A 15,476-nucleotide genomic window follows, 5' to 3' on the forward strand; every position below is an offset into this window, starting at 1 on the left:
CAGGCGGGCCGCTGAGAATGGCAGGAATTGATGCAATAATGACCGGATTTTCCTCAGCCATAGCGTTCACCCTATGAATTCAGCTTCAGCCCGGCCCGCGATCACGGTCGACATCGTGGTCTATCACGGCTTCAAGGCGGTGGAAGCGATCGGCCCGATGTCGGTGTTCGAGTACGCCAATCTGCACCTGCAACGACGCGGCAAGCCGGCCGGCTACGATGTGCGCATCGCCTCGCACAAAACCGGCCAGGTTCGCTCCGACACACTGATGTCGCTCGACGCGACCAAGGCGCTCAGCACGCTGGCGCTGCCGGACAAGGCCATCATCGTCGGCGCACGCCACATCAGGGAGGCGTTGCTGGAGAGCACTGCGATCATCGACTGGGTGGCGCAGGTCGCGCCCCGCATCGGCTGCCTGGCGGCGCTGTGCTCCGGCGCCTTCTTCCTGGCGTCGGCCGGCGTGTTGGATGGCAAGCGCGCCACCACGCACTGGAGCGTGGCGGACCGCCTGCAGGCCGACTATCCGGCCATCGAGGTCGATGCCGACGCCATCTTCATCCGCGCGGACAATGTCTGGACCTCGGCCGGCGTCACCGCCGGCATCGACCTGGCGCTGGCGCTGGTCGAGGAAGACTACGGTCGCGACCTGGCGCTGGAGGTCGCGACCGAAATGGTGGTGTACTTGAAGCGGCCCGGCGGCCAGTCGCAGTTCAGCGCCCATCTGCTCAGCGAGCGCACCACCCGCCCCAATATCCGCGAACTGCAAAACTGGATCCTCGACCATCTGCACGAGCGCCTGACGGTGGCGCAACTGGCGCAAAAAGCGATGATGAGCGAGCGCCACTTCGCCCGCGTGTTCCAGCAGGAAGTCGGCCAGAGCACACAGGAGTTCATCGAGTTGTGCCGCTTCGAACGCGCGACGCAGTTGCTGGCCGACCTGGCGCTACCGTTGAAGGCGGTCGCCGCGCGCGCGGCCTTCAGCGACGAGGCCCACATGCGGCGCGTGTTCCTGAAGAAGCTGGGCATCACGCCCAAGGTCTATCGCGAGCGCTTCGCCACCACCGGCGTCGACGCGCCGATGCTTATGGGCAGGCCGCGCCGAGCTTGATCCAGGCTTGAATCAGCTGCCCGAATTGATCCTGGGTCCCGGGCGCCGGCACCCTGCCCTCGCCCGGATGCCAGGCCCATCCGACCAGCGCATCCTTGTGCATATGCTCTTCGATCTTCGCCAGCGACATGCCGCCGTTGCGCGACGTGTCCTTGATTTGCCGGCAAATCTCGGTGACCGACTTCTGCTGCCATGCCATCGATGCCGGCGCCAGCATCCAGGGCGCATGCCCGGGGATGGAACGGAACGCCGAACCCTGCGTGGCGACCGGCACATTGCGCGACTGGTGACAGCCGGTGCACGACAATCCCGCCTTCCCCATGCCCGCCTCGCCCGCATTGATGTACGGAACATGCGGACGCAGGTTGTCGCCCTGCGTGGGCACGCGTCCGTTGGGATGGCAGTTCAGGCAGCGGGGATGCGTGATCACCTTGCTTGCCTCCAGAAACAGCGCGGCGGAGCGGGCGGCGGGATCGGCGATGTTGTCGAACGATGCGGGCGGCAGCAAGGTGCCGCCGTCCTGCGCGCCCACGTTCACCGACGACACGATCAGGAAGATGATTGCGAGACGAAGCTTCATGTCGTCACCTTGAATTGAGAGGGGTCGAGGGGCAGCGTGTAGGCACGCACGCCGGTGGCGGCGAACACCGCGTTGGCGACGGCGGCGATGGCGCCCGATGTGCCGGGCTCGCCGACGCCGCCGGGATCTTCCGCGCTGTCCACCAGATGTACGTCGATCTGCGGCGCCTGGTGGATGCGCAACACCGGGTAGGTGTCGAAATTGCCTTGCTCCACCCGTCCGCCGGCGACGGTGATGCGGCCATACAGCGCCGCCGAGATGCCGAACACAATGCCGCCCTCCAGTTGCGCGCGGGCGATGTCGGGATTGACCACCAGTCCGATATCGGCCACGCAAGTGACGCGCGGCACGCTGATCTCGCCGTTGTCGGCCACTTTGGCCTCGGCCACCAGCGCCAGGAAGCTGCCGAAGGCGTGGAACACCGCCACCCCGCGTCCGCTGCGGGCCGGCAGCGGCTGGCCCCAGCCGGACTGGTCGCGCGCCAGTTGCAGCACCTTGGTCAGGCGCGGCGTGGCCTTGGTCATCAGCGCCAGCCGGTAAGCGATCGGATCGGCGTTGGCGCGTTTGGCCAGGTCGTCCATCACGCTCTCGACGATCACCACGTTGCGCGAGGGCCCGACGCCGCGCCAGTTCCCGGTGCGCATCCCTTGCGGCGCCTCGTGCCGGGTGAACTCGATGTGCACATTCGGGATGTCGTACGGGCCGTGCGCGCATTCGACGATGTCGAGGTCGACGCCGTCCTTCTGGTAAATCGGCAGGAAGCGCGCCATCACGTTCGGCCCGACCACCCGATGGCGCCAGCTGAGCGGACGTCCGGCGCCGTCCAGCGCCACCGTCACGCGGCTGTGGTTGATGCCGCGATAGACGCAGTGCCGCATGTCCTCTTCCCGGCTCCAGGTCACCTTCAGCGGACCGTTGACCTGTTTCGCGATCAACGCCGCCTGGCTGATGAAGTCGGTTTCCAGCCGGCGTCCGAAGCCGCCGCCCAGCAGATGGTTGTGCACTTTCACGCTTTCCAGCGGCAGGCCGGTCGCCTCGGCCGTCACCTTGGCGGCGCGGCCCACCACCTGGCTGCCGCACCAGACATCGCAGCCGTCCTTGCGCACGTGGACGGTGCAACCCATCGGCTCGATCGCGGCATGGGCCAGCGCCGGTTCGCGGAACACCGCTTCGTAGCGCGCCCTGGCGCCCGCTTCGGCCTTGGCCACATCGCCTTCGCGCAAATGCACGATACCGGGTTCGTTCAGCGCGGCGTCGGCGCGCGCCACCAGATCGGCGTTGCTCAGGCCGGCGTTGGCGCCGTCGTCCCAGCCGATCTTCAGCGCGGCCAGTCCTTTCATCGCGGCCCAGGTGTTGTTCGCCACCACCGCCACCGCGTCATCCAGCTTGACCACCTGGCTGACGCCCTTCACCTTCATCGCTTCGCTGGCGTCCACCGAGGCCAGCTTGCCGTTGAACACCGGACTGGCCGCGACCGCCGCGTAGCGCATGTTCGGCTGGCGCACGTCGATGCTGAAGGTGGCCTTGCCATCGAGCTTGCCGGAGGTATCGACCCGGTGCACCGGCTTGCCGATCACCTCGTATGCCTCGCGCGCCTTGAGCGGCGGGTCTTTGGGCACCGGCTGTTTGGCCGCGTCGGCGGCCAGCTCGCCATAGCCGATCTTCCTGCCCGAAGCGCGGTGGATCACGGTGCCGTCGACCGCCACGCAGTCGGCGCTGTCGACCTTCCAGCGCTGCGCGGCGGTCTGGATCAGCATGATGCGCGCCGACGCGCCGGCCGTCCGCATCGTCTTCCAGGAGCCTAGCAGCGACGCCGAGCCGCCGGTGATCTGGCCGCCCAACAGCGGGCTGGCGTACAGTTTCTCGTCGGCGGGCGCGTGTTCGACGATCACGCGCTTGGGTGCGACCTCCAGTTCCTCGGCCAGAATCTGCACCTGCGAGGTCAGCGCGCCCTGCCCCATTTCCACGTAAGGCAGGATCAGCGTGACGGCGCCACGCCGGTCGATGCGGATGAAGGCGTTCGGCGCCATGACCGCGCCGGCGGCGGGCGCCGCTTCGGCCAGGCGCAGCGGGATGCCGAGCATCAGACCGCCGCCGGCCGCCATGCTGCTGACGATGAAGGAACGGCGGCTGGTGCTCATGTCGCGCTCCCCATCAATTGCGCGGCGCGTTTGATGCCGGCGCGGATGCGGCCGTACGCGCCGCAGCGACACAAATTGCCGGCCATCACAGAATCGATGTCGGCGTCGCTCGGCTTCGGGTTGGCTTGAAGCAGCGCGGCGGCCTGCATCAACTGACCGGACTGACAGTAGCCGCATTGCGCCACTTCCAATTCGCGCCAGGCCTGTTGCAGCGCGCGTCCGGCGGCGAGGCTGCCCAGCGATTCGATCGTCGTGACCTTGACGCCCTGGTCGAGCAGCGACACCGGCGTCACGCACGAGCGGCGCGCCTGGCCGTCGACATGGACCGTGCAGGCGCCGCACAGCGCCGCGCCGCAGCCGAACTTGGTGCCGGTCAGGCCGAGCGTGTCGCGCAGCACCCACAGCAACGGGGTGTCCGCGTCGACATCGGCCGCGAGTTTTTTGCCGTTCACTACAACCTGATATGCCATTGCCTTTCCCCCTGTCGTCAGCGGTCGTAAGTGGTTTCACTGTAGACCGCGCCCGAGGTAAAGGCAGGTTAAATACGGTTAAATCGGTCGGCCAAGGCGCGCAGGCCGTCCTCGTAGATGCCCTGGAACAAGCGCGTCGCCTCCTGGTCGCTGACGCCCACCGGCGTGAAACTGCCCGACCATTCGACCTGCGCCGCCTTGGCGCCGGCGTCGTTCACCCGTAGCGTCGCGACGTAGTCCTTGACCGGGAACGGCGCCTGCAGGATCGCGTAGCTGTAGCTGCGGCCGGTCTCGTCGAAAGCCACCAGCCGTTCGACAATGGGGTCGCCGTTGGGATTGGCCAGATGCCGTACCCGCCCGCCTTCGCTGAGTACGCTTTGCGGGATATAGGGCAGCCAATCCGGCAGCGAGTCGAAGCCGCCGATCAGTTGCCATACGGTGTCCGCCGGGGCGGGGACATTGATATGCGCGGATGCGTTTGCCATGATGTCCTCCCGTTTCAGCGATCGATCGGCAGCGGCGCGGCGGCGGCCACCAAGCCTTGTTGACGCAGATCCTTCCAGAAATCCGGCGGGATTGTCGCGGTCAGCGCGGCGTGATCTTCCTTTACCCGTTCGGGCCGGCTGGCGCCCGGAATCACCGACGCCACGGCGGGATTCGCCAGCGCGAATTGCAGCGCGGCCGCCTTGACCGGCACGCCGTGGCGCTCGGCCAACGCACGTATCCGCGCGACCTTGGCCAGGATCTCCGGCGACGCGGGCTGGTATTCAAAATGCGTGCCGCCGGCCAGCACGCCGGAGCTGTAGGGGCCGCCGACGACGATCTCGACCTTGCGCGCGGCGGCCGCCGGCATCAGCCGTTGCAGCGCCTTTTCGTGGTCCAGCAAGGTGTAGCGGCCGGCCAGCAGGAAGCCGTCCGGTTGCGCCTCGTCCAGTTCCAGCGTCAGCTCGCACGGCTCGACCCGGTTCACCCCCAGGCCCCAGCCCTTGATGACGCCCTCCTCGCGCAGCCGGGTCAGGGCGCGGAAGGCGCCGGTACGGGCTTCCTCGAAATGGATCAGCCATTCGTCTCCGTAGAAATCCTGCGCGATGTCGTGCACCCAGACGATGTCCAGGCGGTCGGTCTTCAAGCGCTTCAGGCTGTCCTCGACCGAGCGCAGCGTGGCGTCGGCGGTGTAATCGTTGGCGATCTTGTTGGGGCGGCCGAATTCGAACAGGCCGCCTTTCTCGCCGAGGTCGCGCGCCGCCGGGTCTTCGGTCTCGTCCAGGATCAGGCGGCCGACCTTGGTGCTCAACACGTACTCGCTGCGGGGATATTTGCCGAGGATCTGGCCCAGCCGTATCTCGGACAGGCCGGCGCCGTAGAAAGGCGCGGTGTCGAAATAGCGGGTGCCGAGCTTCCACGCCGCATCGACGGTGGCGGCGGCCTCCTCCTCGGGGATGTTGCGGAACATATTGCCAAGCGGCGCGGTGCCGAATCCCAGCGGTACGGCTGGTAGCTTGTCTCTCAGGCTCATGATGTGATCGCTCCGTGATGAAGTTGGTGGTGCTTCAAATGTAGCGTCCCGGTGCCCGGTTCGACAGTTAAGCGTGGTAAATCGGGGTTAAACGTGGGTTTCCTCCGGCCATAGCAATGCCCTGGCCCGGCGCAGGTCGAGGCTGTCGTGGCCTTCGGTGAAACGGGCGTAGACGACGGCCAGCAGTTGCCGTCCGGCCTCTCCCCGCCCGCGCCGCTTCAGCAGCCTGGCGAGGCTGGTGGCCGCGCGCAAGGCCCATGCCTGCGCGTCCTGCGCCTCGGCCGTGTCGAGCGCGCGCCGGTACAGTTGTTCGGCCGCATCGGGATCGCTTTCTTCCAGCAGGCCGCCGCGTATCCGCAACAGCTCGGCGACACACCAACGCTCTTCGCCGATCTCGCTGCGGGTCAGCGCCTCATCGACCGCCACCAGCGCCTCGTCGCGCCGGCCATGCTCGCCAAGCGCCTCCGCCAGCGCCCCGAGGTAGCCGGCATAGCGCAGGCGGAAGCCGGCGTGACGCAGCTCGTCGAGCGCGCCGCGTAGCAACTGCAGGCCCTCTTCGTCGCCGCGCCGCGCCAGCAGCATGCCGCGCAAGCAGCGCCACAGCGCGTTCCACACGGTCAGCGCATGCTTGGCCAGGTGGTCGTGCAGCTCGTCGAGCAGGCGTTCGACGTCCGCGTAATCGCCGACGTACAGGCGCACCGGGCAGGCGGCGTGCACCAACGCGTTCAGCAGCGACAGCGCGTGGCCGCTGTCGCGCGCGCATTGCAGCGCTTCGGACGCCGCGCGCACCGCCTGGTCCGGATAGCCTTGCAGCCACAGCACGTTGGCTTGCGTGCCCAACGCGGCGGCGCGTTGGTCGAGCTGGAAGCGCGCCACGTGCGAGCGGTGCACCGGCGCGACGTAGCGGCTCAGCATGGCGTCGAGGTGGGCGCGCGCGGCGCGCTGTTCGCCCAGATAATGCAGCGCGGCGGCGATCATGCGGTCGACGCTGACGCGCGCGGCGCGATCGCCGTGGGTGCCGGCGATGGCGCGGAAGCGTTCGGCCAGCGTCAGCACGTCGCGGTATTGGCCGGTGTAGCTGCGGTGCACGGCCAGGCCCCACAATGCGCGCAACTGGTATTCGCCGTCGTCGAGCTGTTCGGCCAGCGCCAGCGCGCGCAGCCAGCTAGCGTCGGTGCCGGCCAGCGGGCCGCAGGTGTGCAGGTTGGCGGCCGCCAGCGCGGCCTGCAGTTTCATCTCGTCGCGCGGCGCCGGCGGCACGCCGGACAAGGCGCCGTCCAGCACCTGTTCGACGCTGTGGCGGCATTCGCCCAGCAGCGACAGGTGCATCCACAATGGAATCGCGGCCACCGTCAGGGCGACGCCGGTGGCGCGGTCGCCGCCGCCGGACGCGGCCCAGGCCAGGGCGCGGCGGGCGTCGTCGATGCCGCGTCCGTAGTCGGCCAGCCAGTCGGCGGTCGGCCGCGCCTCCCATTCGACCGCGGAGCGTTCGAAGATGGCCTGGAACAGCGCGGCATGACGGCGCCGGATCGCGGCGGTCTCGCCGCAGCGTTCCAGCTTTTCCAGCGCGTAGGCCTTGGTGGTGTCGAGCAGCCGGTACAGGGCGACCGGGCCGCTGGTGTCGACCGACAGCAGCGACTTGGCCGCCAGTTCCGCCACGCCGTCGACGATGACCTCGGCGCCGCGCCCGGCGTCGACGCACAGCACGGTCGCCGCGTCCAGCGTGAACGCACCGGCGAACACCGAGGTGGCGCGCAGGATCGCCTGCTCCGACGGTTGCAGGTATTCGTAGCTCCAGTCCAGCGTCGCGGCCAGGGTGCGGTGGCGATGGTGCGCGCCGCGCCGGCCGCGTTGCAACAGGCGGAACTGGTCGTCCAGGCGCGCCGCCAGCTCGCGCACGCTGAAGGCGTCGATGCGGGTCGCCGCCAGTTCGATCGCCAGCGCGTTGCCGTCGAGACGGCGACAGATCTCGGCCGCCGCCGGCGCATCGGCGTCGCTGAGGCGGTAATGCTCCACGCATTCGGCGGCGCGCTCGACGAACAGTTCGATCGCCGGATAGCTCATCGCCTGCGCCGCCGTCAGCATGCCGGCGCCCGGCGGGACGTCCAGCGGCGCCAGCCGCTGCACACATTCGCCGGGCACGCGCAACGGTTCGCGGCTGGTCGACAACAACAGCACCTCCGGCGCGCCGGCGACGATGGCCTCCGCGATCCCGGCCGCCTGTTCGATGACGTGCTCGCAGCTATCCAGCAGCAACAGCAGGCGCCGGTCGCGCAGGCTGGCGGCCAGCGCCGGCGCGGCATCGGCGGAATGGATGGTCAGCCCCAATGCGGAGGCGATGGCGCCGGCCACGAATTGTGCGTCGGACAAGGGGCTCAGGTCGACGAAGCAGACGTCGATGCCGTATTCGGCGGTCGCCGCCTCGGCGACGGCCAGCGCGACGGTGGTCTTGCCGATGCCGCCGGGGCCGACGATGGTGGCGAAGCGGCGCCGCATCAACAGCCGCAGCGCGGCGCGGATGGCGCCGTCGCGGCCGATCGGGCGGCTGATCGCCAGCGGTTGTTTGGGCGCCGTCTTCGGCCGGATCCCGGGCGGCGCTTCCGGCGTCGCCGGCACGTGGCTGCCGACCGGCGCGATGAAGCAGTAGCCGCGTCCCTTGACGGTGCCGATGTAGCGGTTGCCCTGCTCGCCATCCCCGTCGCCCTCGCCCAAGGCGCGCCGCAGCGCCGCCACCTGGACCTTGAGGTTGCTTTCCTCCACCACGGTTTCCGGCCAGACCCGCACCATCAGTTCGCGTTTGCTGATCAACTCCCCGGGGCGTTCGACCAGGCCGGCCAGGATGCCCAGCGCGCGGCCGCCGAGGTGCAGCTGTGTTTCGCCGCATTGCAACGATTGCCGCGCCGGGATGAAGCGGAATGGCCCGAACACATATTCGGTTTCAACCGGGGTGACATGATCTTCGCTGTAATCCATGGGCACTCCCGAATGGTTGGCGTACTCACGCCAGTCGTCGTTGCGCCGTCTCCGGCATGCGCGCGGCGGACCACGCGGTGATGCCGCAGGCGGCGGCGATGTACAGCGCCGGCGCGGCGGGCGAGCCGGTACGGTCGATCAGCCAGATGGCGGCCAGTGGCGCGAAGCCGCCGGCCAGCGCGACGCCCAGGCCGTAGGCGATGGACACGAGCAAGGCGCGGCCGTGCGTCGGGAACAGTTCGGTCACGGCGGCGGGGCCGGCGCCGTGCAGCATCGAGACCACGATGGCCAGCAGGGCTTGCAGGATCAGGACGCTGGCCGCGCCGGGTGCGGAGGCGACGCTGGCGAACACCGGGCCGGCGGCCAGCAACAGCAGCATGCTTGCGGCCAGCAGCAGCGGCTTGCGTCCGAACCGGTCGGAGGCGGCGCCCATGATGGGCGTGCAGAGCATCAGCATGGCCAGCGCGGCGGTGTTCGCCCCCAGCGCCTCGGCCTCCGTCAGGCCGCCGTAGCGGACCGCGAAAGTCGCCATGTAGGTGAAAAACAGGTATTGGCATGCGACCGGCGCGGCGATCAGCCCCATCGCCCGCGCCAGTTCGCGCGCCGGCACGGAAGCCGCCGCCGCGCCGCGCTTGGCGGCGAGGTAGCATGGCGTCTCGTCGATGTTGAAGCGCAGCCACAGCGCGACCGGCAACAACGCGCCGCCCGCAAGAAACGGCAAGCGCCAGCCCCAGTCGTTCATCTGCTCCGGCGTCAACACGGCGTTCAGCGACGCGGCGGCGGCCGAGCCAAGCAAGGTGCCGCCATGCGTCGACGCCTGCTGCAGACTGACGTACAAACCCCTGTGCCGCGCCGGCGCCCACTCGGCCAGGAACGCCAGCGACCCACCCAGCTCGCCGCCGGTGGACAGCCCCTGCAACAAGCGGCACAACAGCAGCAGCAGCGGCGCCCACAGGCCGATGCTCTGATAGCTGGGAATGAAGGCGATCGGCACCGTCCCCATCGCCATCACCAGCAAGGTGACCAGCAGCGCATCCTTGCGGCCATGGGTTTCGCCGATCCAGCCGGCCGCGACGGCGCCAAGCGGCCGCATCAGGAAGCCAGCGCCGAAGGCGGCGAACGTCATCATCAATGTGGCGCTGCTGGAACCGGAGGGAAAGAAATTCAGGCCGATGTAGGTGATGAGAAAACCATACACCCCCCAGTCATACCATTCGAGCAGATTGCCCACGGCCGCCGCGCCGAGGACGCGCGCCGTGGGCGGCGCGCTAGTCGGGCCGGCGCCCGGCTGGAACAACTCATGGGCGCCGCAGGTATCGGTGCTCTGCGACATGGCGTGATCTCAGTAGGCGGGGCGCCGGGGCGGCGCTGCTTGCTGAAATTCTAAGCTGCAAGGGAGGCCACGTCCAGTTGGCCAGCCTCCCTCTTTCGCCAGAAGGGCGTTACCTCAGTCCAGGTCGGACGCGTCGTGCCGCTCCGGCACCTGCTCCGCCGCATCGCCGAACGAGCGATTGACCTTGCGGCCGCGAATCACCGCCGGCCGCGCGGCGATCTCGTCGGCCCAGCGGCGCACGTGCTTGTACTCGTGCACCGACAGGAACTCCGCCGCGCCGTACAGCTGGCCCAGCACAATGCCGCCGTACCACGGCCAGATCGCCATGTCGGCGATGGTGTACTCGTCGCCGGCGACATAGCGGTGCGCCGCCAGTTGCCGGTCCAGCACGTCAAGCTGACGCTTGGTTTCCATCGCGTAGCGGTCGATCGGGTATTGCAGCTTTTCCGGCGCGTAAGCGTAGAAGTGGCCGAAGCCGCCGCCGACGAACGGCGCCGAGCCCATTTGCCAGAACAGCCAGTTCAAGGTTTCGGTGCGCTGCGCCGGCGCCTTGGACAGGAAAGCGTCGAATTTTTCCGCAAGATACATCAGGATCGAGCCGGACTCGAACACGCGCAGCGGCTGGTCGCCGCTGTTGTCGGTCAGGGCCGGGATCTTGGAATTCGGATTGATGCCGACGAAGCCGCTGGAGAACTGATTGCCTTCGTTGATCTTGATAAGCCAGGCGTCGTATTCGGCGCCGGCGTGGCCCAGCGCCAGCAGCTCTTCGAGCATGATCGTGACCTTGACGCCATTCGGCGTGCCCAGCGAATACAGTTGCAGCGGATGTTTGCCGACCGGCAGTTCACGCTCGTGGGTGGCGCCGGCGACCGGGCGGTTAATGCTGGCGAACGTACCGCCCGAGGACTCGGGTGCCACCCATATCGCAGGCGGCACGTATTTCAATTGATCTGTCATCTACCACTCCAAAAATTCATTCAGAAATGAATGTAACACGGGTGGAAATGTCTTGCTTGCTCACCCCAGGTTCTCGATCGCCGGGTGGCGGAAGGCGCGAAGGTGGGACGCCAATTGCGCCAGTTCGGCGCCGCGCGGATCGCTGCGGCGCCATGCCAGCGCGATGGTCCTGGCGTACGCGGTGCCGGTCAGCGGCGTGTACACCAGGCCCGCGACCTCGCTCGCGGCCAGCGCCGGCATCAGCGTGCAGCCCTCCCCCGCCGCGACCATGTACTTCAGCGTCTCCAGGCTGGTCGCGTGGCGGTTGGACGCCGACACGTCCGAACAAGCGGCGATCGCCTGGTCGCGCAGGCAATGCCCTTCCGACAGCAGCAGCCGGTCGTTCGGCGCCAGTCCCTGCCAGCCGCAACCCTGGTCGGCGTTGGCGTGGTGGCCGCTGGGGCTGGCCATCACGAACGGTTCGCGAAACAGCGGCGCCGATTGCAGGCCGGCGTCGGCGAACGGCGGGCTGATCAGAATGGCGTCGACTTCGCCGTTGCTCAGCGCGACGATCAGTTCGTCGGTCTTGCCTTCGCTCAGCACCAGCGCCAGGTCCGGATAGGCCCGGCGCAAGCCTTGCAGCACATGCGGGAAATAATACGGGCCGAGCGTCGCGATCGCCGACAAGCGCAAGGTGCCGCCGAACGGCAGACCCGAGTCGCCGGTCATCGCCAGCAGCTGATCGGCTTCGCGCAATACTTTCCGCATCTGCTCGATCAGCTCCCGTCCCTGGGGCGTGATGATGTTGCGCCGCGTGGTGCGTTCGAAGATCACGACCTTCAAGCGATCCTCCAGCTTGTTGATCTGAATCGACAGCGACGGCTGCGATACGTGACAACGCTCGGCCGCCTTGACGAAACTGCCCAGCTCCGCCACGGCGATCACGTATTCAAAATCACGCAGGTTGATTCCAGAGAGGCTCATGTGCTTCCGTTGTTAAAGGTTAGGCCTGGGCCAGTTTCGCGATCGCATCAGCCACGCCTTGCCCGTACGCCGGATCGGCCTTGGCGCAGTTGGCGATGTGCCGTTCGACCACCGCCTGCGATGCGCCGTTGATGGCGCGCGCCGTATTATCGAACAGAATCTGTTTCTGCTCCGGGTTCATGTTCTGGAACAGCGCGCGTGGTTGCGAATAGTAGTCGTCATCCTCGCGATGGTTCCAGCGCGCGACGGCGCCCTCGTTCTTCAGCGGCGGCTCAGAGAAGTCCGGCTGCGCCTGCAATGCGCCACGGCTGTTCGGCTCGTAGTGCGTGCCACGTCCGCCGTTGCCGTCGGCCCGCATCGCGCCATCGCGGTGGTAGCTGTGCACCGGGCACTTCGGCGCGTTGACCGGAATCTGCGCGTGGTTGACGCCGAGACGATGGCGTTGCGTGTCGCCATACGAGAACAGGCGCCCTTGCAGCATCTTGTCGGGCGAGAAGCCGATGCCCGGCACGATGTTGGCCGGCGCGAACGCGGCCTGCTCGACGTCCTGGAAGAAGTTCTCGGGATTGCGGTTCAGTTCCACCACGCCGACCTCGATCAGCGGATGGTCTTTCTTCGGCCACACCTTGGTCAGGTCGAACGGATTGATCGGATAGACGTCCGCCTCGGCCTCGGTCATCACCTGTACAAACAGCGTCCAGCGCGGGAAGTCGCCGCCTTCGATGGCGTCGAACAAGTCGCGTTGGTGGCTCTCGCGGTCGGTGCCGATGATGGCCTGGGCTTCGGCGTCGCTCATGTTCTGGATGCCCTGCTGGGTGCGGAAATGGAACTTGACCCAGAAGCGCTCATTGGCGGCGTTGATGAAGCTGTAGGTATGGCTGCCGAAGCCATGCATGTGGCGCCAGTCGCGCGGAATGCCGCGCTCGCTCATGACGATGGTCACCTGGTGCAGCGCCTCCGGCAGCAGCGTCCAGAAGTCCCAGTTGTTGTCGGCGCTGCGCATGCCGGTGCGCGGATCGCGCTTGATCGCGTGGTTCAGGTCGGGGAACTTGAGCGGGTCCTTGATGAAGAACACCGGTGTGTTGTTGCCGACCAGGTCCCAGTTGCCCTGCTCGGTGTAGAACTTCAGCGCGAAGCCGCGGATGTCGCGCTCGGCGTCGGCAGCGCCGCGCTCGCCGGCGACCGACGAAAAGCGCGTGAACATCTCGGTTTTCTTGCCGACTTCCGAGAAGATCGCCGCCTTGGTGTAGCGCGTGATGTCGTGGGTGACGGTGAATGTGCCGAAGGCGCCGGCGCCCTTGGCGTGCATGCGGCGCTCGGGAATGACCTCCCGGTCGAAGTGCGCCATCTTTTCCAGGAACCAGACGTCCTGCAGCAGCGCCGGGCCGCGCGGGCCGGCGGTCATGATGTTGTTGTCGTCGCTGACGGGGGCGCCGAATGCGGTGGTGAGTTTGTCGTTCATTTTCTGCTCCTTGAGTTGTTCTTACGCCTTTGCGTGTAAGAAATCTTAAGGCCACCGCAATATTAGATCCAATATATCCTCTATCTATTATATATAGGATATATCTATATATAAAATATCTGTAACGCCAAGCGTTCTGGCTCGACTTAACACCATGAACCTACACATGGAGAGCAATATGGACACCACCAACATCGTCACCCGGCCGGGACCGGTCGCCATGATCGATGCGCTGAACGATACCTTCGGCAAGCATGCCGGCAAGCGCGCGTCGCATGCCAAGGGATTCTGCGCCCGAGGCGAATTCCTGCCGTCGCCGGATGCGGCGCAACTGGTCGACGGCCCGCTGTTCCGCGCCGAAGCGCTGGCGGCGACGCTGCGCTTTTCGGTCGGCGGCGGCAATCCCGGCGTCTCGGACAAGAGCCGTTCGGTGCGCGGCATGGCGGTGCGCGTCTCCCATGGCGAGCAGGACTGGGATCTGGTGCTGCTGTCGGAGCCGGTGTTCTTCGCCGCGACGCCGGAGTCGTTCGTCAGCTTCCTCGCTGCCCGCGTCGCCGATCCGTTGACCAGGAAGCCGGATCCGGCCAAGATCGCCGCGCACAATGCGCAATTCCCCGACGGCACGCGCCAACCGGCCTTGCTGGCTGCGCACGGCGCGCCGGCTTCATACGCGACCACACCGTATTTTTCGAACAACGCCTTCACCTTCAAGTCCGCCACCGGCGCGGTGCAGACCGCCCGCATCGTGGTGCAGCCGCTGGCCGGCACGCGTTATCTGTCGGACGAAGACGAGATCGCCTATCCGGATGCCTTCCTCGAAGAGGAATTGGCACTGCGCACCCATGCGGCGGCGGTTGAATTCGACGTGATGGCGCAGTTGCCGGCCGAAGGCGATTCGCTGACCGACCCCAGCCAGCCTTGGTTGGGCGCCGGCATGGTCAAGCTCGGGCGTTTGCGGGTGACGGGCATCGCCGCACACGGCGCCTGCGACGGTCTGGTGTTCGTGCCGGTCAACCTGCCGGCCGGCATCGGCGCCTCTGAAGATCCGATTTTGCTGGCGCGTGCGGCGGCTTATGCCGTCTCCTTGAAGCGGCGCACAATATGAGGATCGGCAGGCGTATCCGGCGCCTGCCGAATGCCGTAAGCTATCCGAGTTATCGAACGCAGGAATGCATCATGTCATCAACTCATCCCGCCAGCCCTGAGGCGCTGTGGCAGGCGCTGGCGCTGGAACGTCCGTTCCTGCTGCGTCTGGCGCGTTTGCAATTGGGCAGCCAGGCCGATGCCGAGGACGCCGTGCAGGAGACCCTGCTCGGCGCCGCCAAGGGCTGGCGCGGCTTTGAGGGCCGATCGATGCTGCGCAGCTGGCTGACCGGCATCCTGCGCAACAAGATCGTCGACGCGATACGCGGCCGCCGCTACAGCGCGCCGATGGTGGAGGAATCGTCCGGCGACGATCACCGCGCCGAGTTCGATGCGCTGTTCACCGCCGACGACGCCTGGCATCCGGCGGTCTTCATCGACACGGTGTGCGGCGCCACCAAGGCGGCCGAAAGGCAGCTGTTGGACATCGTCGAGCTGTGCATGACCCGCCTGCCGGAGGAAACCTCGCGGCTATTTTTGATGCGCGAATACCTGGGCATGGAGTTGGCGGAGATCGAAGAGCACAGCACCGTCAGCGCGGGGAACCTGCGCGTCATACTGTATCGCGCCCGCATGCGCTTGCGTGAATGCGCCGTGCGCGGCTGGGGAGAACTGGAATGAAACCTGAAATCGTACCAATCAGCTGTCGCGAGACCACCTACCTGGTGTCCGAATCGCGCGATGCGGCGCTGGACGACGAGCAGAGCGCGCGGCTCGCCGCCCATCTCGACACCTGCGACGCCTGCCGCATCGCCTCCACCCAGTTCGCCCAGCTGTTCGCGCACTTGGAAACGCTACTGGCGCGCCAGCATCGTTAGTGAACGCTTCGT

At 67.1% G+C, this 15,476-nt stretch carries 14 protein-coding genes; 4 read left to right on the forward strand and 10 right to left on the reverse strand.

Annotation, left to right across the window (positions count from 1 at the left end; genetic code table 11):
* Nucleotides 1-73: 73 nt before the first annotated feature.
* The gene (locus GW587_RS22735) at nt 74-1,108 is read left to right on the forward strand and encodes a GlxA family transcriptional regulator (protein ID WP_166106924.1); all 1,035 of its coding nucleotides are present in this window, start codon (nt 74-76) and stop codon (nt 1,106-1,108) included.
* Here the strand turns inward: GW587_RS22735 and GW587_RS22740 are convergent.
* The 10 genes from GW587_RS22740 to GW587_RS22785 all read right to left on the reverse strand — a co-directional run bounded on the left by GW587_RS22740 (nt 1,083) and on the right by GW587_RS22785 (nt 13,503).
* Nucleotides 1,083-1,688, reverse strand: a complete 606-nt coding sequence (locus GW587_RS22740; RefSeq protein WP_166106925.1) for an Isoquinoline 1-oxidoreductase subunit — start codon at nt 1,686-1,688, stop codon at nt 1,083-1,085. The genes GW587_RS22735 and GW587_RS22740 overlap by 26 nt on opposite strands.
* The gene (locus GW587_RS22745) at nt 1,685-3,829 is read right to left on the reverse strand and encodes a xanthine dehydrogenase family protein molybdopterin-binding subunit (RefSeq protein WP_166106927.1); all 2,145 of its coding nucleotides are present in this window, start codon (nt 3,827-3,829) and stop codon (nt 1,685-1,687) included. The genes GW587_RS22740 and GW587_RS22745 overlap by 4 nt, the downstream gene beginning before the upstream one ends.
* A complete protein-coding gene (locus GW587_RS22750; RefSeq protein ID WP_166106929.1) occupies nt 3,826-4,299 on the reverse strand; it encodes a (2Fe-2S)-binding protein in 474 nt (157 codons plus the stop codon). The genes GW587_RS22745 and GW587_RS22750 overlap by 4 nt, the downstream gene beginning before the upstream one ends.
* Nucleotides 4,300-4,367: 68 nt before the next feature.
* Nucleotides 4,368-4,784 carry an SRPBCC family protein gene (locus GW587_RS22755; protein WP_166106931.1) on the reverse strand — a complete coding sequence of 139 codons (417 nt, stop codon included), beginning with the start codon at nt 4,782-4,784 and terminating at the stop codon, nt 4,368-4,370.
* A gap of 14 nt (nt 4,785-4,798) precedes the next feature.
* Nucleotides 4,799-5,815: an aldo/keto reductase gene (locus tag GW587_RS22760; RefSeq protein WP_166106933.1), complete on the reverse strand. Its 1,017-nt coding sequence runs from the start codon at nt 5,813-5,815 to the stop codon at nt 4,799-4,801.
* An 87-nt stretch (nt 5,816-5,902) separates the two neighbouring features.
* Nucleotides 5,903-8,788, reverse strand: coding sequence for an ATP-binding protein (locus GW587_RS22765; RefSeq protein WP_166106935.1), 2,886 nt, complete (start codon nt 8,786-8,788; stop codon nt 5,903-5,905).
* A 25-nt stretch (nt 8,789-8,813) separates the two neighbouring features.
* Nucleotides 8,814-10,121, reverse strand: a complete 1,308-nt coding sequence (locus GW587_RS22770) for an MFS transporter (RefSeq protein ID WP_166106937.1) — start codon at nt 10,119-10,121, stop codon at nt 8,814-8,816.
* Nucleotides 10,122-10,235: 114 nt separating this feature from the next.
* Entirely contained in the window at nt 10,236-11,078 is an 843-nt protein-coding gene (gene yghU, locus GW587_RS22775) for a glutathione-dependent disulfide-bond oxidoreductase (RefSeq protein WP_166106939.1), read from the reverse strand.
* 60 nt (nt 11,079-11,138) lie between these two features.
* Nucleotides 11,139-12,041, reverse strand: a complete 903-nt coding sequence (locus tag GW587_RS22780; protein ID WP_166106940.1) for a LysR substrate-binding domain-containing protein — start codon at nt 12,039-12,041, stop codon at nt 11,139-11,141.
* Between the two features lie 19 nt (nt 12,042-12,060).
* Nucleotides 12,061-13,503, reverse strand: coding sequence for a catalase (locus GW587_RS22785; RefSeq protein ID WP_166106942.1), 1,443 nt, complete (start codon nt 13,501-13,503; stop codon nt 12,061-12,063).
* 178 nt (nt 13,504-13,681) lie between these two features.
* On the opposite strand from GW587_RS22785, the gene GW587_RS22790 reads away from it, so the two are divergent.
* The 3 genes from GW587_RS22790 (at nt 13,682) to GW587_RS22800 (ending at nt 15,464) form a co-directional block, all read left to right on the forward strand.
* Nucleotides 13,682-14,608: a catalase gene (locus GW587_RS22790; RefSeq protein ID WP_166106944.1), complete on the forward strand. Its 927-nt coding sequence runs from the start codon at nt 13,682-13,684 to the stop codon at nt 14,606-14,608.
* 71 nt (nt 14,609-14,679) lie between these two features.
* A complete protein-coding gene (locus tag GW587_RS22795; RefSeq protein WP_166106945.1) occupies nt 14,680-15,267 on the forward strand; it encodes a sigma-70 family RNA polymerase sigma factor in 588 nt (195 codons plus the stop codon).
* Nucleotides 15,264-15,464: a zf-HC2 domain-containing protein gene (locus GW587_RS22800; protein WP_166106947.1), complete on the forward strand. Its 201-nt coding sequence runs from the start codon at nt 15,264-15,266 to the stop codon at nt 15,462-15,464. Before GW587_RS22795 ends, GW587_RS22800 begins: the two co-directional genes overlap by 4 nt.
* Nucleotides 15,465-15,476: the final 12 nt, after the last annotated feature.

It is taken from the genome of Duganella aceris (assembly GCF_011090165.1).
GTDB classification, from domain to species: Bacteria; Pseudomonadota; Gammaproteobacteria; order Burkholderiales; family Burkholderiaceae_D; genus Rugamonas; species Rugamonas aceris.